Raw genomic sequence first — 18,890 nt, forward strand, 5'->3', positions numbered from 1 at the left:
GTACGGTGGTGTGAGAGGTCGGTAATTGAACTAATCAATTACCTCCTACTCGATTTATCTTCAAATATTCCATAGTAATACACATTTTTAGTGCCCGTGAATCAACGCCTTATACTAGCCGTACAAGACATTCTCAGCTCGCTTATTAGCATTTATTATCCCATTCATTATGGAATTCCGTGAGAAAGTCTTTCAAGATTGCCTGGCGGTGGACCGCAATCTGCTTTGCCGTCGGTGTCTGTAACATCCCCGCCAGTTTGAGAATCTTCTCATAGAAGTGGTTGATGATTGTCTCGTCATCAAGGTTGCGGTACTCTTCATGGGACATGTTTTCCCGCGGCTTAATCCGGGGGTCATAGATTTTTTCATGGTGGGCTCCGCCATAGTAGACAGCCCGGATAATGCCGGTAGCCCCGATAGCATCTAGCCAGTCAGCATCACGCACGATTTGGCCAACCTTACTGAGGTGGATCTCGCCCTTATCGAGGGTGTGGGCGAAGGAAATGTTAGCGATGACGTCCATGATGGTGAAAATGTCGTTTGCTTCAAAACCATTCTGCTCCAGGTATGTCCAGAGTTCCTCCTTGGCTTCATCAACGCTCGCCACCAGCTTCTCGTCAATTGTATCGTGGAGGTAAGCAGCGGCAACGGGGAGGAAGGGGTCGACCCCTTCACCCAGGGCAATTTTTTTGGCCATCTTGACGACCCGGTTGATGTGGTCCATTCCATGGCCGGTGCTATCCTCACCAAGTTTATCGATCGTGTACCGCTTAACCGCAGCAATTTGTTGTTCGTGCGTCATTATCTGATGCTCCTTCAGTTAGTTAATGCTTTAAGACTAACGGATTTTTTTAACTAGGGCAAGTCTCTTCTTACTATAATTGTAATTAGGACCCACCAATTTGTAAGCACACTCCCCTAGGCGTATGGGATGCTTCGGTGAATGGAATCTAAAATAGGTGGTGAAAATACGGTGACCCTGTACTATTGTAAGCGCGAAAAGTCATGGCTGAAGAACATTCTACCTGACTCAGCGTAATCTATAAGATGAGCCGGTCACCACTGAGAAAGCTCTGGGCAAACTTAGTTACGGGGTGGAAGTAGGTCTTGCCGAACTCATCGATGAGACCGTGAAAGTCCTGGGCCATGGCGACCGTGAAGCTGGGCCCTAGTACACACCGCTTGGCGAGTGACTGGTAGTTACTGAGGTTGTGCACACCAAGCTTAGTAAACAGCGTCCGCGCATACTTATCCGCAATAAAGGCCGGGTCATCAAAAATATAGGTACGAAAGACATCTGCTGTCTCGTCCCCAACCCCGTGCAGCTTTAATAGAGCCGCCCGGAGGTTAGTACCATAGGTTTGGCGAATTTGGGGGTAGTCAAAGTTGAACCTGGCGAGCCAGGAAAAAACGGCGGTTACCGCCTTGCTCTTGTTTTTATAGAAACCGGCCGGACGTACCAGTGCTTGAATCTCATCCACTGAAAGTTTGGTAATTTGTTCCGGATTAAACCCTGTTCGTTGCCGAAAATTAGCGACCGCCTTATCGGCATTCTGCCAGTTGGTATTTTGTATCATGAGGGCCCCAATGATGATTTCTTCCTTTGAGTCGGCCGGCCACCAGCCAGAAGGGCCCATCTCCCGCTGCATCTTTTGGTAAAGGCTTAATAAGGTTAGTCCCATTCTGAGCACCTACTTCTCCCAGAAGAACTTGATCAGTTCCCGGTTCACCTGGGGATTACGGTGGAGGAGCTCGTGGGAAGCGTTGGGCCCGGTGATTTTAACTTCCTTGTAGGATGCTGCCCGGTCGTTGATTAGGTAGCGAAGGGTCCGACTAGAATTATTGCTAACCTGACTGTCGTTGCCATTTCCCAAATCGCCGTATAAGTTAAGCACTTTGATTTGCTGGGGATAAGTGTGCCGCAGGGGAAGGAGCTTTTTAAAAGAGGCGTTTTCCCGGGATGGCTTACCCGTTTTCGGGTTGATTGTCAGGTTGGCAGGTTCGTTCCAGCCCATTGCCCCATCAAAGGTGCCGGCCAGTGCGGCCTGTTTTTGAATCTGCGGTAGGCGATGGTCTCGCCCGTCATGAAGCAGGTAGTACATTACGGCGAGGTTTCCCATTGAGTGGGCCTCGATGTTAATCCTCTTGAAATGGTAACGGTCCTGAAGCTTGACGATAACATTTTTGACCCATTGCCCCTGCATGGTATAGTCGGTATTGCGGCTGTTTTCAAAATTTACCATTACCAGTGGGTTCGCGGCTTGGCGGGGGATGGTGCCCAAGAGGGTGACTTTCCCATCGGCATCGACCTCTGCCGTGATGCTGGTCTTGCTGACCCCGGCCTTTTTGATGCCATTAACCATAAATTGCTCGGCATGGGCGCCGCTGTTGTAGCCGTGAAAGAAAATTGTCGGTGTTGTTGATTGGACATACTTAGCCGCGTGAACCGGCTGGGTCCAAACTAGGGTACACAGAATAACCACTAGAGATAGCCAAAAGTAACGACGAAAAATCATTTCAATAAACTCCTTTTTTAAATTGAATGTTAATCGCTTGGCAAAGCAGGGGAAAGTATGATAAGGTTTTTTTAGTCGGAATAAATTAGGATCATTCCAGAATAACGAGAAGGGAAGGTACGAACGATGAAATTAAGAAAGGCCACAATGGAAGATTACGACCAGATCATGTCTATTTTAAAGGATGGCAGTAACCAGCTGGCTGAACAAGGAATTGACCAGTGGCAGGGCGATTACCCGAACGCTGACGTTGTTAAGCAAGACATTGAAAATGGTTGGGCAATTCTGGCGCAGTCTGATGATGACCAAACGGTTGGTTATGTTGCGGTTGTCGACGGGCCAGATGAATCGTATGCTAAGATGAAGGGCAAGTGGCTCATCGATACTGATAAGTACGTGGTCCTTCACCGGGTTGCCGTTCACTCCAAGCACACCGGTCACGGTTACGCTTCGAAGCTCTTTGTTGCTGTTCTGGACTACATTAAGGAACACCGGACAGATATTGAAACTATCCGGATTGATACCCACATTGATAACAAAATCATGCAGCACTTGATTACCAAGCATGGCTTCAAGAAGGTCGGCGAAGTTTATGGTTACTACCGTCCTGATGAAGTGCTGTACGTTTACGCACAATTAACTAAATAGTTGTTATAGGGTACCTGCTAGTGAAGACTCACAGCAGGGCCTTTTTCGTTAGTTAATCCGTTCGGTCACGAACTGGAGGAAGCGCTCGGCGGCCGGGGGCCAGCATGTTATTTTTGCGCCAGATCAGGAGATGGCCAGTTTCCTTCTTCGGGGTGAAGGGGATAAAGGTGATTTTGGGGTCCGCACTCAAGGCCTTGATTCCCTTAATGCCAATTGCGTAATAGTTACCGGACCGGATCAACTCAATCGTGTTGCTGGGGAGGTTGTTGGTCACCATCCAGTTGAGCTTTGTCTGGTCGAGTTTTAAGATATCACTGACCTCGTCCCGGACGATGTTACGGTGGGGGAGGATCAGCGGCAGTTTATAAAGGTCATTCTTGCTGATGGCGGTTCTTTGAGCCAGGGAATCATCACTACGCATTAATAGGCTCCACTGCTCCTTAATGGGGAGGACGACGTAGTTATACTTGGCCGCCTCGACGGGCTCAATCAGGCAGGCAAGGTCCAGCCGGCCTTCATCAATTTGCCGACGGAGGGCGTCACCGTCACCGTCGAAAACATTAAAGCGGACACCCGGATACTCCTTTTGAAAGTCGTTGACCATCTTCATCATGAAAGGGAGAAGCCAGTGAGGCCACGCAACCCAAGTTAACTGATCCGACCAGTTCCTTTTCCTGCTGGTGGAGGTCGTCTTTGGTTTGGTCGACCAGTTGGAGGAGGGTGGTTGCCCGCTGTTGAAATAGGACGCCTGCCTTCGTTAACTGGAGCTGGCGTTGGGTCCGGTCGAAGAGGGCGACGTCGAGTTCCCTTTCTAACTCCATGATTTGCCGTGAGAGGGTTGGCTGGGTGATGTGCAGCTGCTTGGCTGCTTTCGTGATATTATTAGTATTAGCAACGGTTAAAAAATACTTTAAAACGCGGGTATCCATTTAGGAGGGCCTCCAATTCTTAATAAATTAATTATACAACAAGGGGCGATTTACGATGGCACAGCAAGCATTAATCCTTTACTATTCACAATTTGGTAATACAGCCCGGTTAGCCAGTCAAATCCATGAAATGACGGGCGCCGATATCCTCCAGGTCAAGGTAGCGGACCAGATTTTTCCGCAGGACATGGAGGCAACGGATGTGGTTTACAAGAAACAACGGCAGACAAACCGTCTTCCTGAAATCACCACTAAGCTTCCTGACCTGTCTTACTATGATGATATCCTGGTTGGCGGTCCAGTCTGGGATGGCCAAATTGCCTCACCGGTGATGGCACTGCTAGTTAAGTTGCAGGGCTACCAGGGGAAGGTTGCACCATTTTCAACGGGGTGGAGTGACACGGGTAACTACCAGCAGGACTTTATCGCTCATGCTGGGAAGCTAACGGTCCTGGACGGTTACCATGTCCTGACCCATGCCAAGCCAGCGTATTCTTCCGCCAGCCTGATGTCCTGGCTCCGTAAACTATAATACAATTTGAGCATTAGCCATTAATTAAAATAAGTATTTCACATTAATGCCGGGGGCGTCTAAAGTAAAGTTAACAACTTTGAGGAGGCCTTCACATGGCAAAGAATGAAGATACAGTGAAAAACGATATGTTTGGCTTTGGTGACAAGAACGTTGCCTATGCCAAGTATTTTATCGGGACTAGTTATTTAAATGGCTTAGTTTCACCGGACGATAACATCGATATCAACGTGTCGAATGTTTCTTTCGAACCTGGTTGCCGCAACGACTGGCATATACCACGACGGCTTCCAGATTCTCCTGGTAACAGCGGGTGAAGGTTGGTACCAAGAGGAAGGAAAGCCAGCCCAGCTATTACAGCCCGGTGACGTGGTTGCAATTCATGAAGGAGTCAAGCACTGGCACGGCGCTACTAAGGACTCCTGGTTCGCTCACATTGCAATTACCAAGGGAACCAGCGAATGGTGCGAAAAGGTTGACGATGATTACTACAGCAAATTAAGTAAGTAGGAGGGGATTGTTATGGCTAAAAAACAAACAGCAGGTCGTGACCAACTGGGTGACTTTGCACCCAAGTTTGCGGAATTAAACGATGACGTTCTCTTCGGCCAAGTATGGTCCAGGGAAAAAGAATTAAAGCCTCGTGACCGGAGTATGATTACGGTCACTGCCCTGATTACTAAGGGTGCTTTTGCCCAGCTGCCGTACCACATGCAGGCGGCTAAGGACAATGGCGTTACCAAGGAAGAGATTGTGGAGGTCATCACCCAACTAGCCTTCTACGTTGGCTGGCCGAATGCTTGGTCTGCCTTTAACATTGCTAAGAAGGTTTGGGGCGCTGATAAGTAAATCACATCGATTAAAAGCGTTAGGTGGATTTTACCTTCACCTAACGCTTTTGTTGTTAACAAGGTGGTAGAAAAAAAGTACATTAGTAGTGTTAGCGTAAAATAGGGAGTGAAGAATGGATGAGTTATCATATTCGGCATTGCTGGCTAATACTATTGGTGTTTGTACTGGGGATAACCCTGCCGTGGACAACAGCTGCCGCTGATAATAATCACATGCGACAACCGATTAGTTGGGTCAAGTCTTCCGAGACAGTTCCTTACCCAGAGTTGAATGGTCGACCCAACCTCTGGGTGAAGGTCAGCCTAAAAGGCAACCGAACCTATATCTATAGTGGAAAGAAACTCTTGTACACGATGTATAGCTCGGCGGGAGCTTACCAAAAGGATCCCCTGACGCACAAGATGGTCAGTGCCACGCCAACGGGAACCTTTGCGACTTCCAATATCCGGATGGACCGGGTCTATAATCCGAAATTGCGGCTAGGGGCCAACTATTGCCTGTCGTGGAACGGGGACTACATGTTCCATTCGGTTGTCACAACGGCAGACCAACATCACTACATCAAAAGTCTGGCAAAGCAACAGGTGAAGCATCCCAGCTCACCCGGCTGCGTCTGCCTGTCAATTGACGATGCCAAGTGGATTGAACTAATCTACCGACCGGGACCAAGGTCGTGGTGGCCGATAATTAGGACGAAATAAGCATCGGTGCGGAGCCGGTGCCCTTTTTTATATTGAAAAGCATAACGAACAATATTCTCTTTACACCATTGAAAGTTCGCTATAAACTATAATAAACAATATGAAGAGGGTATTTTGATGGCAGAATTAACAATTAGCGGAACATACTTCACTGCAACAGATCCTAATAACGTTCAATCAGTAAAGGACGCCCTGATCATGATTGACCAGACAGGGGTCATTCAACGAATTCTCCAGCCAAGTGATCAGGAGTACGCCGCCCAGCTGCAAAGCGCCCGGCAGGCAGACCGGCTTCTGGAGTTGGATAGCGACCAATACATAATACCGGGATTCATTGATCTTCACGTGCATGCGCCCCAGTGGCCACAGGCAGGATTGGCCCTCGACCGCCCACTGGCCGATTGGCTTAACCACTATACTTTTCCCCTGGAAGTCAAGTTCAGCGACCCCGCCTATGCCCAGCGAGTCTATCACGACTTTGTTCATACCCTGCTGGCCAATGGGACCACGGCCGCAATGATGTTTGGGACGATTCACTTTGACGCCAATATGACCCTCGCCAAGGAAGTTGTTAGCCAAGGACTACGCGGCTTTATTGGCCAGGTGGTAATGGACAACCCTGACCAGACCCCCGATTATTACCGTAATTCATCGGCTAAAGCCGCATTACAGTCAACGGAGAATTTTATCCAAGCGGTTCTGAAGATGCAAAGCCGGACTGGGCAGACGATTACCCCCGTGATTACACCGCGTTTTGTACCCAGCTGTACCGATGAAGCATTGGTTGGCCTGGGCCAGCTTGCCCGCCGTTATAATCTGCCGGTCCAGTCCCACCTTAGTGAAAGCAACTGGGAGCATGGCTACGCAATCGAACGCTTCGGTCAGCACGATACGACCGTGATGGACCACTTTGGTCTTCTGACTGACCGGGCCGTCATGGCCCACGGAACCCAGTTGACTCCCGGTGACTGGCAGGTCTTACGAGAACGAAGGACGGCGATTGCCCACTGCCCAATTTCGAATATCTACTTTGGCAACGGGATTCTCCCGGTTAACCGTCTGCTGAAGCTGGGCAATAAACTCGGCCTGGGTTCTGACATCTCTGGTGGGTATACGCCGAGCCTTTATCATAATGCCCGGCAAGCAGTGAAGTCGTCACAGCAGTTGACCGATGGGGTTGACAACCACCTGCTAGCTGAGCAGCGGGGTGTCCAGGGATCCCGGATTACAATGGCCAACGCCTTCTACCTGGCAACCCGGGGAGGGGCCCAGGCCCTGCACTTAAAGGCGGGCGTAATTCAGGAAGGCTACACCGCTGACCTACAGATTGTACGAATGCACCGTGCATTGATGCCCCTGACGACGGCGGATATTTTCCAGCGCCTAATGTACCAAACGGAACAAGCAGATATTTGTCACGTCTTTGTGGGCGGCAGAGAAGTATACAAGGCATGAAGTATAACAATCACGACACCAAAAGTAATTGAGTGACAATAGAAGCCCTCAGGAAGGTCTTGTCTTGCTGAGGGCTTTCTTGTTCGTCATGTGGCACACACTTGCCGAAATTATCCTCAACTCAATTCAACATCAACTTGGGCCCATCATTGCTTATCAGGGTCATGGCAGAGTCCTTGGCCATAAAGCAGGAGTCAAGATCGATGAACTTAACATTTTGGTGGCCTAAAGCAAAGGCTAGTCCAGCGGCGAGGCCGACCTGCGATTCAATCATGCACCCAACCATGCAACCGATTCCCGCAGTGGCACAGAGGTCGTTGATCTTGGCCGCCTGAAAGAGCCCCCCACACTTCATCAGCTTGATGTTGACATAGTCGGCGGCGTCAGCGCGAATGACTCTGAGAGCATCAGCCGGTAAAAAGACACTTTCGTCAAGCATGATGGGGATCGTTGTCTGCATCCGTAAGCGGGCCATTTCCGCAATTTGGTCAGCGGCTAGGGGCTGTTCAACGAAGGCGATGTTGAGGTTGCGTTCTTCCAGCATAGTCAAGGCCCGCCGCGCCTGCTTGTAATTCCATCCCTGGTTAACGTCCAGGCGGAGGGGAATCTTGGGTCCCACTGTTCTAGCAATTTCGGCCACGGTCGCGACGTCTTCGGCAACGGGGTTGTTCCCAATCTTGATTTTAAGGGCTGTGAAACCCGCGGCAACTAATTCGCGCGCCTCAGTCACCATCTGCTCTTGACTACCGATACTAATCGTATAGTCAGTTTGCATGGTATCCTTAGCACCACCAAAGAGGGCTGGAAATGGTAGTTTGGTGATCTGGCTTAGGAGATCATAAACGGCCATATCAAAGGCCGCCTTGGCCGGCTCATTGTAGCGAATCACGTTTGCCAAGGTAGCCATCAATTCCTCCAGGTGGTTGAGTGACTTGCCGACTAGTTGTGGGCCAATTACGGAATCCATTGTTTCCTTCAAGGAACTCATCGTATCACCAGTGACCTTTTCATTGGGGGTGGCGGCGCCAGTTCCGGTTAGGCCGTTGGTCAGGATTAGCTTCACTTGGACCGCGTGGATCGCCGTTACCTTGTGTAGGTGGGTGATGAAGGGGCGCTTCAGGGGTTCGTCAATAACTGCGGTTTGAAAATTTTTGATTACTAGTTGGTCTGTCATGTTTATCAAGTCGATTCTTTTTGGAATATCATAATCATATCACGCCTTAGGAGAAATGGTATACTTACTGATAGGAAAGAGGGATGTTAATTTGGAAAAGACAGTAAAACTAAACAATGGCGTTGAGATGCCGCAGATTGGCATGGGTGTTTGGAAAACCAATCCGGATGATACCGCCGATTTGGTAAGGACCGCTGCTGCCAATGGTTATACCCTGTTTGATACTGCTAAACAGTATGGTAACGAAAGTGGTGTTGGTCAGGGATTGCAAGAGGCAATTAAGGAAAGCGGTAAAAAGCGTGATGATTTCTTCTTAACCACTAAAATCTTTAACGGTGACCAGGGTGACTATGATAAGCTGCGGGCAGCCTTTAACCAGCAGCTCCAGGACCTGCAGACCGATTACGTCGACCTGCTACTTCTCCACTGGCCGGTTTTCGGCAAGTACAACGAATCCTGGCGCGCCCTGGAAGGAATTCTAAAGGATGGTCAAGCAAGGGCAATCGGGGTTTGCAATTTTGATGTTGACCACCTGACTGACCTGATAGACCACGCCCAGGTAATGCCGGCAATCAACCAGATCGAGTTTAACCCCTTTATTCACCAACCCGACACGGTAGCCTTCTGTCAGGGAAATAAAATCCAGCTCGAGGCCTGGTCACCACTGGGCAATGGTCGGGCCCTGGCTAACTCGGTAATAAACCGGATTGCTAAGGAAAAGGGGAAGAGTCCGGCCCAGGTGATCTTGCGGTGGGAACTGCAACAGGGCTTTGTGGTTATTCCCAAGTCTAGCCATCCAGATCGGATGCGAGCTAACCGTGACCTTGACGGCTTTTCTCTCACGGCGGACGAGATGGAAGCAATCGCAGAATTAGATGAGGAAAAACACTCGATTTGGTATGATAAATACAAGTGGTCGGGAAACCCGAATGGGGTTGACGACTACATTGCTAAACCTAATGAATTCTAAAGAAAATCGGCTAACGAAAACACTATTTCGTTAACCGATTTTTTATTATTTATCATGGCGAATTAAAAGAACCGAACCGATTGTACTAATAATTGCGAAGATGGCACCAATATAGCCAACCTCACCAATTGCCAGGAAGTTAACACTGACTGAAGCGGTGAATGAACCCACGGTCACCCCAATGTTTGTACAAATGGGATTAAGGGAAAATGCCAGGTTCATTGCTTCTGGATAGTTGCGGTCAGCGACATTCAAAAACATTACTTGGAGAATTGAACCAGGCATCCCGAGGACCAGACAAATCACGCACAGTAAGATAATGCCGGTGAATGCGTTGGTAAAAGACAGCCCCATCAACAAAAGAAGCAGGAGACAGGCGCCGCTAATCAGGGGCATTTTACTCGTCCCGTACCGTCCAGAGATGGTGCCGGCACAGGTATTCCCAATGATAAACATGATACCAACAAGCCCGAGTAGCAAGTTCAGCTGGGTGGTGCTGTAGTGGAGGACATCGGTGATGATTGGTCGAATGTATGTATAAAAAGTATATTCAGCAGACATCAGAGCGACCATGATCACGATTCCTAAAAAGATTCGCGGGTCCCGCAGTAACTGAAGCTGATGCATAATTGACCCTTTAGCCTGCTTGGTATTGCGGGGAACCAAGAAAAACAAGAATATCGTAATGATTAAGGTTAAGATACTGATGAAGGCAAAACTAGCGTGCCAGGAAAAAGCGGTGCTAATCGTTGTCCCAATTGGTACCCCAATAATTGTGGCCGTACTAAAGCCTGAAAAGACCGTTGCCACTAACATCGACCGCTTTTGAATAGGAGCGATGATGCTAACGTAGACCAGAACCAGCGAGATAATGGCCCCGGCTACCGCGGCAGTGATTATTCGTGAGGCAAAGAGACAGAGCAGGTTAGGTGAACAGGCTGTCAAGGTATTGCCAACCAGAAAAACGACCATTAAGGTCATCAGCACCTTAAAGCGGTCATACTTTGCGGTTATCGTTGTTAGAACCGGCGTGCAGATGGCATAGGTTAAAGCAAACATGGTTACCAACAACCCAACTGTTGAAAGGGAGGCGTGATAACTTTTGGCAATGTTTGAGATGACCCCCACCACCATAAATTCGTTGCAACCGAGTAAAAAGGCGACGAGGACAAACACAATACTTTGTAAACGATACTTCATAAAGAACTAATCCAATCCCTTCTTCAAGCATATTAATGCAGATAGTGTGCACGTTTTGTTTGGCGGGGACAAAATGGGGATGTTGCTTTTAAAACCCCGGTATTAGTTCAGTGAACTAAACCGTTGATATTATAACATAACCGGTTTAGTAAAACGTTATAATTTAAAAAATAAGGGGTTAGGAAGCCCCCCTTGTTTAATTGTAAGGGGACCAGCCAGCAAAGGGACTCCCGATTTTGGGTCAAGCTTTTCTGATCTTGTGGTATAGTTTCTGACTTAAAAACAGGGAGGTTAGGAGAAAGAGTAAACAGAAGGCAAAACCACTCTGAATTCCCAGGTGAGAAGACTGACAATGAAGAATATTATTGATGATTCCGACAACGGCAATGATCAGGGCCGTCCCAAACGAGGCCGCAATTTGTCGCATCGTGTTAAAGGTAGCGACGGCATCGGGAACAATCTCGTTTGGCAAAAGGGAGAGGGCCTGAGTCTGTAGGGGAATCAGCATGGTCACTAAACCAAACTGACGGACCGTTTGGAAAATGGTGATCATCAGGACAGTACTCCGGGCACCAATTGCTGCCTGGCAGGTTGTCCCGATAATATCAATGATTAGCCCGGCACCGACGAGGACTTTGATTGGATAGATATCGTAGAAGCGGCCGCTCGTCATTGATAATAAACCGGTCAAAATTGCTCCCGGGAGGACACTAATGGCTGAGACAACGGTGCTTTTACCCAGCACGACTTGGACAAGGAGCGAAATCAGGATGGTGTTCCCGTACATGGTTGCCGTAATCAGCATGTTAATTACCGTTGCTAAGACAAATTGACGGTGAGCAAAAATGCGAAAATTAATCAGTTGGTGGTCACTATGACGTTGGTTGATGTAAAAGAAGGCCAAGGCAATTAACCCAATTGCGACATAACCAATTACGTTAAAGCTGGTTAGTTGGTAGTTGGAAACGTTGGAAAGCCCCATCAGTAATGACCAAAGACCAACCGTGATGGTGATTAGGCCAACCATGTTAAAGCGCGGTGACTCGTTATGTGGAATATAGGGCAGGAAGACAACGGAAAGGATTACCGTGGCAAGGGCGAAAGGCAGGATTAAGATGAAGAGGTACCGCCAGGAAAAGTAGTTCAGCAAGAAACCAGAAAAGGCTGGTCCGAGGATAGGGGCGCAGTTAAAGGCGAGCCCAATGATTCCCATAATTTGTCCTTTTTTTCCCGGCTTGGCGTAACGGATGGCAAGAACGTTAACGAGGGGCATCATCATCCCCGCCCCAATTGCCTGGATCATCCGCGCAATTACGATGAAGGTAAAGCTCATTGCCGCCGCGCCCATCATCGTTCCTAAAAGGAAGATTCCCGCAAACAGGATGAATAAACGACGGAAGGAAAAACGTTTGATGAGGTAGGAGCTGACCGGAATCATGAGAGCGTTAACTAGCATATAACCGTTAATTACCCATTGAACCCGTCCTTCCGAGATATGGAAGACGTTCATAAAGGTCGGAATAGCGATATTCATCAAGGTTGAACAAAATAGACCAAAGAAGGTTCCGAAAACCATGATAGCTAGGGCCCGACTAATACGTTGATCTTTCATTGAATAAGATATCTCCTTCGATAAAATTAACAGTAGTTAAGTGTATCAAGTCCCGTTGGAAAGTCAATCATAATTGCAATGCTTCCTAAACAGTTAAAAAGATGCTAGACTAAAATTATCTACATATGTATTAAGAGGGGTGTTAAATGGTGAAAGATTTGCAAATTACGCCGGCTGAATGGCGGGTAATGCGAATCGTATGGACCTTAAATGAAGCAACCAGCCGGGAAATTACGGCAATTCTTCAAAGAAAAGTTGATTGGAAGTCCGCAACGATTAAAACTCTTTTGCACCGCTTAGTTACTAAGGGAGTATTAACTACTACTAAGCATGGTCGGGCCTTCATTTATCATCCGGCGGTTGCGGAACAATCAATGATGTGTCAAGCGGCCGATGATCTCTTTCAAAGTATCTGTGAACGACGGGTTGGGCAGACGCTGAACCACGTGCTTAATCAGGTGGAGCTAAGTAAGGATGATATTCGGACTTTACAAGAAACCCTCCAAAAAAAATTGGCGACAGCTCCGGATCAGGTCCAGTGTAACTGTATCCCGGGGAGAAAAATGAACTGTTAGGGAGAAAAGATGATAAAGGGACTAGGAATAGACTTAACAGAAATAGCACGTGTTGCTCACATGGCAAAACAGCATCCCCAGTACGTAAAACGAATTCTAACGCCGCAAGAGATAAGACAGTACCAACAATTTACCGGTCAGCGGGCCAATGAGTACCTCGCTGGCAGATGGTCACTTAAGGAGTCTTTTGCAAAGGCAATGGGTACCGGAATTGGTAAGGCGGTTAGCTTTCAAGATGTTGAAATTATTGACAATCAACTTGGTGCACCAATCGTCACCAAATCGCCCGTTAGCGGGGTGGCCCATGCTTCGGTGAGTCACACTGGTAAATTAGTAATGACAGAGATTATTTTAGAGGATTAGGTAAAGCTTGTTGATGGTTTTTATTAATCATCTGCAGGCTTTTTTAATTTTAAATCAAATAATTTTAGCAATTAAGGTTAATGACTGTAATTACCTAGGTAAAATAATAGAAATATTTATAATTCAGGCCAATTAATTTATTTAGATAAGAAAATAGTTTGACAGTCAAAATAATCATGCATATAATTTGATCATCGAATACTTTGATGTTCGAAATACTTTTTAAATAGAAAGTTGGTGTGATATTTGGCATTAATGACGGCTCAAGAAGTTATGGATTTAATCCCGAATCGCTATCCAATTTGCTACATCGATTACGTAGATTCGATGGTGCCAGGTGAGAGCATTGTCGCGACCAAGAACGTCACCATTAATGAATCGTTCTTTCGCGGCCACTTTCCGCATAACCCAGTAATGCCGGGTGTGTTAATAATTGAAAGTCTTGCCCAGGCAGCTTCGGTTTTGATCCTTAAATCGCCGGAGTTTTACAAAAAGACTGCCTATCTGGGTGCAATTCATAAGGGAAAGTTTCGTAAAATGGTCGTCCCTGGGGACGTAATGAAACTGCATATTAAGATGGTCAAAAAGCGTCAGCAAATGGGAATCGTCGATGCAGTGGCGACTGTCGGTGAACGGAAAGTCTGCAGTGCGCAGCTAGTCTTTATCGTTGCCGATCGTCAGGCAAAGATTTAAATGCTTGTTTCGTCTATAATGTATTTTGATATCTTAATTATTTGACATAACAAATAAAAAGGGGAATGCATTATGACCAATGAGTATCAACAAATTAACGAAGCACTAATTAAAATTTATAACGGAATCCTCTGGGTGGAAGAAAAAGAGCTTTGTAAGAGTACTTTTAGCGATTTAACCATCAAGGATCTCCATGCAGTTGATGCTATTTCAATGTATGACCACCAAACCGTTTCCCAGGTGGCAAAGAAACTCCACCTTACTCCGGGAACGATGACGGCCATGACGGACCGTCTAATCAAGAAAGGCTACGTCGAACGTAAGCGTGATAAAGCGGACCGGCGAATAATTCGCTTGTACTTAACTAATAAGGGACGGGTGTTATACCGGGCACACAGGGCCTTTCACAATATGATGGTCAAGAGCTTTTTAAAGGGCATGGATGCTGAAGAGTTATCGATTGTTAACAAGGCAATTCATAACCTGGAGGACTTCCTAAACGAACATGCTTAAAAGGAAAGGTTAGTAGTGAAAAATTGGCGAATTGTTGAGACCGCAAGTGTTGCTCCCCAACAAATCGAAACAAATGATGACCTCAGTAAGTTAATGGACACGTCTGATGAGTGGATTCAATCCCGTACCGGCATCAAGCAACGCCATATTAGCAACGGTGAAAACACCAGTGACTTAGCGGTAAAAGTGGCCACTCGCTTGCTGAAAAAGAGTGGTGTGCCAGTCGGTGACATTGATTTGATTATCGTTGCCACCATGTCACCAGATTCATATACGCCATCGGTTGCTGCAATCGTGCAGGGACAAATTGGTGCACGAAATGCCGTTGCTTTCGATATCTCAGCGGCCTGTTCAGGCTTTGTTTACGCGTTGGCAGTTGCAGGTGGCTTTCTTATGCAGGACCCATTTCACCGGGCCCTCGTTATCGGCAGTGAGATTCTTTCGAAAATCATTGACTGGCAGGACCGGACAACAGCGGTTTTGTTTGGTGATGGCGCTGGTGGGGTTTTGATTGAGGAGGCTCGTGAAAATTGCCTCTATGGTCAAGACCTGGTCAGCTTTGGGGAACTAAGCGACAAAATTGTTGCCGGTAAGACAAAAGTTGCTACCGATTTTCCTGGCCGGGTTACCAGCTTGTCACCCTTTTCGATGGATGGGCGAGCGGTATACAAATTTGCTACCCACCAAGTACCCGCCTCAATTAAGCGGGCGGCGCAAGATGCGGGAATCGAGCTTAACCAGGTGGACCATTTTTTGCTTCACCAAGCAAACGCGCGAATTATTCGTCAGGTTGCTAAGCGGTTGGATCAGCCGTTAGAAAAGTTTCCAATTAACATTAATGAGTACGGGAACACCTCGGCAGCCAGTGAGCCACTCTTGCTCGATGAGTTGGTTACCCACGGCAAGATAAAACGGGGCGATACGCTTGTCCTGGCCGGTTTTGGCGGTGGCTTGACCACCGGTACAATAATTATCAAATATTAAAGAAGAAAGAGGAATGTAATTATGAGTAAAGATGAAATTTTTAATGACGTTAAGGCAATTGTTGTGGATGAATTAGACATTGATGCAGATAAGGTTAAGCTGGACACAAATATCCAGGATGACCTTGATGCTGATAGCTTGGATGTCTTTGAAATCATGAACGAACTAGAAGACAAGTTCGATATTGAGTTAGACAGTGATGAATCCGTAAAGACGATTGGTGACGTTGTTGACCTTGTTGCCAAGCAAATCGCAGCCAAGGACTAGGATATGAGACTAGGAATTTTATTTAGTGGTCAAGGCGCCCAAAAGCCGGGAATGGGATTGGATTTTTTATCTGATCCCCTTTTTACAAGCATCGTTTCTCAAGGAAGCCAGATTACCGGGTTGGACCTGGAGAAAATAATGGCTAGCAAGGACGGGGAGTTGAAGCAGACGAAGTATGTTCAGCCCGCCCTTGTGGCAATGAGCTTCGGTATTTACCAAATGCTTAAGCGTGACTTGCCCCAGTTGCCAATCTTCGCAATGGCGGGACTCTCTTTGGGTGAATACGCGGCATTGATTGCTAGTAAGGCAATTTCTGCAGATCGGGGTCTAAGTCTGTTAAAGGACCGGGGTGCATATATGCAAGCCGATGCTGATCAGGTTGACAGCACGATGGCCGCCGTCTTGAACCCCGTTCATGATAAGGTTGCTGCTGTTTGTGATCGTTACTCGCAGGTGTGGGTTGCTAACTATAATTCACCGCAACAGGTTGTCTTGGGCGGTGCAACTGACCAGGTCAAGGCAGCTGCTGGTGATATAAAGGCTGAGCAAGCGGCTAAGCGGGTCGTCGTGTTAAAGGTAAGTGGTGCATTCCATACGCCACTTTTTAACGGTGCAAGGGCCAAGATGCATGACCGGCTAGCAGAAGAGCAATTCCATAAACCAACAGTCCCGGTAATCAGTAATACAGTCGTGGCCCCGTTTACCGCCGAAAACATCGCGTCCATTATGGAAAGGCAGCTGGCGGTTTCGACCCACTTCGGTGAGGACGTTCAGTATATGGTGAAGCTCTTAGAGATTGATGCAACGTTAGAGATTGGGCCAGGGAAGACCCTCTTACGCTTTGCCAAGCAAGTCGATTCGAATCTTGTTCGCACCCACATTGGTACGTTGAAGGATTACCAGACTTATTTAAAGGAGAATCAACAATGGAGCTAAAAAATAAGGTCGTCATGATTACCGGAAGTAGTCGTGGCATTGGTGCTGCTATTGCGCTAGCATTCTTAAAAAAGGGATGCCGGGTAATTTTAAACGGTCGCCACGAACTTAATGCGGAGTTGAAGGCCCGTCTTGATCATGTTGGTGGCGAATATACTTACCTGGTAGGTGACCTCGCTAACGCCACCCAGGTTACTTCACTAGCGAAGAAAGCGTGGGATATGTTCGGCAAAATTGACGTGTTAGTTAATAATGCGGGGATTAATCGGGATAAGCTGTTTATCGGAATGAAAGATGCGGATTTTGATGACGTAATCACGACCAACCTCCGTGCCCCCTTTTTCTTGACCCAGCAGGTTCTTAAGAAAATGTATAAGAAGCGGCAAGGTTGCATTATTAATATGGCGAGTGTCGTTGGTCTCCACGGTAATGCCGGTCAGGCAAACTATGCGGTTAGCAAGGCGGGCTTGGTTGGTTTGACTAAGTCGGTTGCTAAGGAAGGGGCGTTGCGCGGTATTCGGTGTAATGCGATTGCTCCCGGAATGATAGACAGCGATATGACCGTTGCTTTATCTGACCACGTTAAAAAGCAAATATCTAAGCAAATCCCCCTGCAGCGGTTTGGTGAGCCGGAAGAGGTGGCCAAAACGGCTGTCTTTCTGGCGGAAAATGATTATATTACTGGCCAAACAATCGTTGTTGATGGTGGAATGACAATTTAGGAGTGAATAAAATGACAAGAGTTGTTGTTACAGGGATGGGCGCAGTTGCCCCCAATGGTAACGGTTTGCACGATTTTGTAGCAAACACCCTCGCGGGGAAGGTGGGCATCAAAAAGATCAGTAAGTTTGATGCAACGCCGACGGGGATTACCGTTGCCGGTGAAGTTGATAATTTTGACCCGAAAGAAGTTGTCGGCAAGAAGTCAGCACGACGAATGGACCTTTATTCACAGTACGCAGTTCAAACGGCAGTTGAAGCGCTGAAAATGGCGGGGATTAATGCGGACAATACTCGCGCTGAAGACCTTGGCGTTATTTATGGCTCTGGTATTGGCGGTTTAACCACCATCCAAGAGCAGATTATTAAGATGCACGAGAAGGGACCTAAGCGGGTCTCACCAATGTTTGTGCCGATGGCAATCGCCAACATGGCTGCTGGTAACATTGCGATTCGCGCTAATGCCCAAAACATTTGCACTTCGATCGTCACTGCCTGTGCCAGTGGTACTAACAGTATTGGCGAAGCATTTCGCCAAGTTAAAGAAGGGCGGGCCCAGGTAATGATTGCCGGTGGGGCGGAAGCCTCTGTTAACGAAATCGGCATTGCTGGCTTTGCGGCCCTTAATGCCTTGTCCACCGCAACAGACCCATTGAAGGCCTCTAAGCCATTTGACCGGGACCGCAATGGCTTTGTACTTGGTGAAGGTGCGGGGGCCCTCATTTTGGAGAGCCTTGAAAACGCCGAAAAGCGGGGAGCAAAGATTCTTGGTGAAGTTGTCGGTTATGGCGCTACTGGGGATGCTTATCATATTACTGCTCCTGACCCGGATGGAAAAGGAGCTGCCCGGGCGATGCAAGAAGCAATCGATGAAGCTAATATTAAGCCGGAAGAAGTTGATTACATCAACGCTCACGGAACCGCAACACATGCTAACGATAGTGGTGAAGCTCTTGCTATTAACCATGTATTTGGCAAGGGCAACTCCGTTTTGGTCAGTTCGACAAAGGGAATGACTGGGCACCTCTTGGGTGCTGCGGGCGCAATTGAAGCGGTAATTACTGTTGCTGCTCTTGAAAAGGGTAAGCTGCCAATGAATATTGGTTGTGACCACCAAGACGAAGAATGTCCAGTTAACCTTGTTAATAAGGAAAACCAGGATGCACCAGAGGCAAAGTACGCGTTAAGCAATTCGTTTGGCTTTGGTGGCCATAATGCTGTCTTAGCCTTTAGAAAATGGGGGTAACTTG

General features: G+C 47.5%; 23 protein-coding genes and 1 pseudogene. 16 read left to right on the plus strand and 8 right to left on the minus strand.

Annotated elements, in window-relative coordinates; genetic code table 11:
- Positions 1–145 precede the first annotated feature (145 nt).
- The 3 genes from FD32_RS03825 to FD32_RS03835 form a co-directional block, all read right to left on the minus strand.
- The gene (locus tag FD32_RS03825) at positions 146–802 is read right to left on the minus strand and encodes an HD domain-containing protein (RefSeq protein WP_047767549.1); all 657 of its coding nucleotides are present in this window, start codon (positions 800–802) and stop codon (positions 146–148) included.
- 238 nt (positions 803–1,040) lie between these two features.
- Positions 1,041–1,682: an endonuclease III domain-containing protein gene (locus FD32_RS03830; protein ID WP_047767551.1), complete on the minus strand. Its 642-nt coding sequence runs from the start codon at positions 1,680–1,682 to the stop codon at positions 1,041–1,043.
- Positions 1,683–1,691: 9 nt separating this feature from the next.
- Positions 1,692–2,516, minus strand: a complete 825-nt coding sequence (locus tag FD32_RS03835; RefSeq protein WP_053003000.1) for an alpha/beta hydrolase — start codon at positions 2,514–2,516, stop codon at positions 1,692–1,694.
- A gap of 126 nt (positions 2,517–2,642) precedes the next feature.
- Between FD32_RS03835 and FD32_RS03840 the strand changes: the two genes are divergently transcribed.
- The gene (locus FD32_RS03840; protein WP_047767553.1) at positions 2,643–3,164 is read left to right on the plus strand and encodes a GNAT family N-acetyltransferase; all 522 of its coding nucleotides are present in this window, start codon (positions 2,643–2,645) and stop codon (positions 3,162–3,164) included.
- Between the two features lie 52 nt (positions 3,165–3,216).
- Here FD32_RS03840 and FD32_RS10200 read toward each other — a convergent pair whose 3' ends face one another.
- Together FD32_RS10200 and FD32_RS10205 are read right to left on the minus strand one after the other, a co-directional pair.
- Complete coding sequence (locus FD32_RS10200) at positions 3,217–3,777, minus strand: LysR family transcriptional regulator substrate-binding protein (RefSeq protein ID WP_235803753.1); 561 nt, start codon at positions 3,775–3,777, stop codon at positions 3,217–3,219.
- Entirely contained in the window at positions 3,725–4,093 is a 369-nt protein-coding gene (locus FD32_RS10205; RefSeq protein WP_235803754.1) for a LysR family transcriptional regulator, read from the minus strand. Before FD32_RS10205 ends, FD32_RS10200 begins: the two co-directional genes overlap by 53 nt.
- 55 nt (positions 4,094–4,148) lie before the next feature.
- Between FD32_RS10205 and FD32_RS03850 the strand changes: the two genes are divergently transcribed.
- From FD32_RS03850 to guaD, 5 genes and pseudogenes are all read left to right on the plus strand, one after another.
- Positions 4,149–4,625 (plus strand): flavodoxin family protein, encoded by a 477-nt coding sequence (locus tag FD32_RS03850; RefSeq protein WP_047767554.1) that lies wholly within the window; start codon positions 4,149–4,151, stop codon positions 4,623–4,625.
- Between the two features lie 95 nt (positions 4,626–4,720).
- Positions 4,721–5,135 (plus strand): annotated as a pseudogene (locus tag FD32_RS03855) (cupin domain-containing protein).
- A 12-nt stretch (positions 5,136–5,147) separates the two neighbouring features.
- Complete coding sequence (locus tag FD32_RS03860) at positions 5,148–5,474, plus strand: carboxymuconolactone decarboxylase family protein (RefSeq protein WP_047767556.1); 327 nt, start codon at positions 5,148–5,150, stop codon at positions 5,472–5,474.
- Between the two features lie 119 nt (positions 5,475–5,593).
- Complete coding sequence (locus FD32_RS03865) at positions 5,594–6,178, plus strand: L,D-transpeptidase (protein WP_053003001.1); 585 nt, start codon at positions 5,594–5,596, stop codon at positions 6,176–6,178.
- A 117-nt stretch (positions 6,179–6,295) separates the two neighbouring features.
- Positions 6,296–7,633 (plus strand): guanine deaminase, encoded by a 1,338-nt coding sequence (gene guaD / locus FD32_RS03870; protein WP_053003002.1) that lies wholly within the window; start codon positions 6,296–6,298, stop codon positions 7,631–7,633.
- Positions 7,634–7,754: 121 nt separating this feature from the next.
- On the opposite strand, the gene FD32_RS03875 is transcribed toward guaD, so the two are convergent.
- Positions 7,755–8,807, minus strand: coding sequence for a dipeptide epimerase (locus tag FD32_RS03875; RefSeq protein ID WP_047767559.1), 1,053 nt, complete (start codon positions 8,805–8,807; stop codon positions 7,755–7,757).
- Positions 8,808–8,862: 55 nt separating this feature from the next.
- On the opposite strand from FD32_RS03875, the gene FD32_RS03880 reads away from it, so the two are divergent.
- Complete coding sequence (locus tag FD32_RS03880; RefSeq protein ID WP_047767562.1) at positions 8,863–9,777, plus strand: aldo/keto reductase; 915 nt, start codon at positions 8,863–8,865, stop codon at positions 9,775–9,777.
- A 45-nt stretch (positions 9,778–9,822) separates the two neighbouring features.
- Here FD32_RS03880 and FD32_RS03885 read toward each other — a convergent pair whose 3' ends face one another.
- On the minus strand, positions 9,823–10,977 hold the full coding sequence (locus FD32_RS03885; protein WP_047767564.1) for an MFS transporter: 1,155 nt from the start codon (positions 10,975–10,977) through the stop codon (positions 9,823–9,825).
- 241 nt (positions 10,978–11,218) lie between these two features.
- Complete coding sequence (locus FD32_RS03890) at positions 11,219–12,589, minus strand: DHA2 family efflux MFS transporter permease subunit (protein ID WP_047767566.1); 1,371 nt, start codon at positions 12,587–12,589, stop codon at positions 11,219–11,221.
- Positions 12,590–12,735: 146 nt separating this feature from the next.
- On the opposite strand from FD32_RS03890, the gene FD32_RS03895 reads away from it, so the two are divergent.
- The 9 genes from FD32_RS03895 (at position 12,736) to fabF (ending at position 18,886) form a co-directional block, all read left to right on the plus strand.
- Positions 12,736–13,164: a CopY/TcrY family copper transport repressor gene (locus FD32_RS03895; protein WP_047767568.1), complete on the plus strand. Its 429-nt coding sequence runs from the start codon at positions 12,736–12,738 to the stop codon at positions 13,162–13,164.
- A gap of 9 nt (positions 13,165–13,173) precedes the next feature.
- Entirely contained in the window at positions 13,174–13,527 is a 354-nt protein-coding gene (gene acpS / locus FD32_RS03900) for a holo-ACP synthase (RefSeq protein ID WP_047767570.1), read from the plus strand.
- A gap of 246 nt (positions 13,528–13,773) precedes the next feature.
- Positions 13,774–14,220, plus strand: coding sequence for a 3-hydroxyacyl-ACP dehydratase FabZ (gene fabZ / locus FD32_RS03905; protein WP_047767572.1), 447 nt, complete (start codon positions 13,774–13,776; stop codon positions 14,218–14,220).
- 72 nt (positions 14,221–14,292) lie between these two features.
- A complete protein-coding gene (locus FD32_RS03910) occupies positions 14,293–14,733 on the plus strand; it encodes a MarR family winged helix-turn-helix transcriptional regulator (protein ID WP_047767574.1) in 441 nt (146 codons plus the stop codon).
- A gap of 15 nt (positions 14,734–14,748) precedes the next feature.
- Positions 14,749–15,717 carry a beta-ketoacyl-ACP synthase III gene (locus FD32_RS03915; protein ID WP_047767576.1) on the plus strand — a complete coding sequence of 323 codons (969 nt, stop codon included), beginning with the start codon at positions 14,749–14,751 and terminating at the stop codon, positions 15,715–15,717.
- 21 nt (positions 15,718–15,738) lie between these two features.
- A complete protein-coding gene (locus FD32_RS03920) occupies positions 15,739–15,984 on the plus strand; it encodes an acyl carrier protein (RefSeq protein ID WP_047767578.1) in 246 nt (81 codons plus the stop codon).
- A gap of 3 nt (positions 15,985–15,987) precedes the next feature.
- Positions 15,988–16,920: an ACP S-malonyltransferase gene (locus tag FD32_RS03925; RefSeq protein WP_047767580.1), complete on the plus strand. Its 933-nt coding sequence runs from the start codon at positions 15,988–15,990 to the stop codon at positions 16,918–16,920.
- Positions 16,911–17,642: a 3-oxoacyl-[acyl-carrier-protein] reductase gene (fabG, locus tag FD32_RS03930; RefSeq protein ID WP_047767582.1), complete on the plus strand. Its 732-nt coding sequence runs from the start codon at positions 16,911–16,913 to the stop codon at positions 17,640–17,642. Before FD32_RS03925 ends, fabG begins: the two co-directional genes overlap by 10 nt.
- Positions 17,643–17,653: 11 nt before the next feature.
- A complete protein-coding gene (gene fabF / locus FD32_RS03935; RefSeq protein ID WP_047767584.1) occupies positions 17,654–18,886 on the plus strand; it encodes a beta-ketoacyl-ACP synthase II in 1,233 nt (410 codons plus the stop codon).
- Positions 18,887–18,890: the final 4 nt, after the last annotated feature.

Origin of the sequence: Limosilactobacillus panis DSM 6035 (genome assembly GCF_001435935.1) — a bacterium.
GTDB lineage: Bacteria > Bacillota > Bacilli > Lactobacillales > Lactobacillaceae > Limosilactobacillus > Limosilactobacillus panis.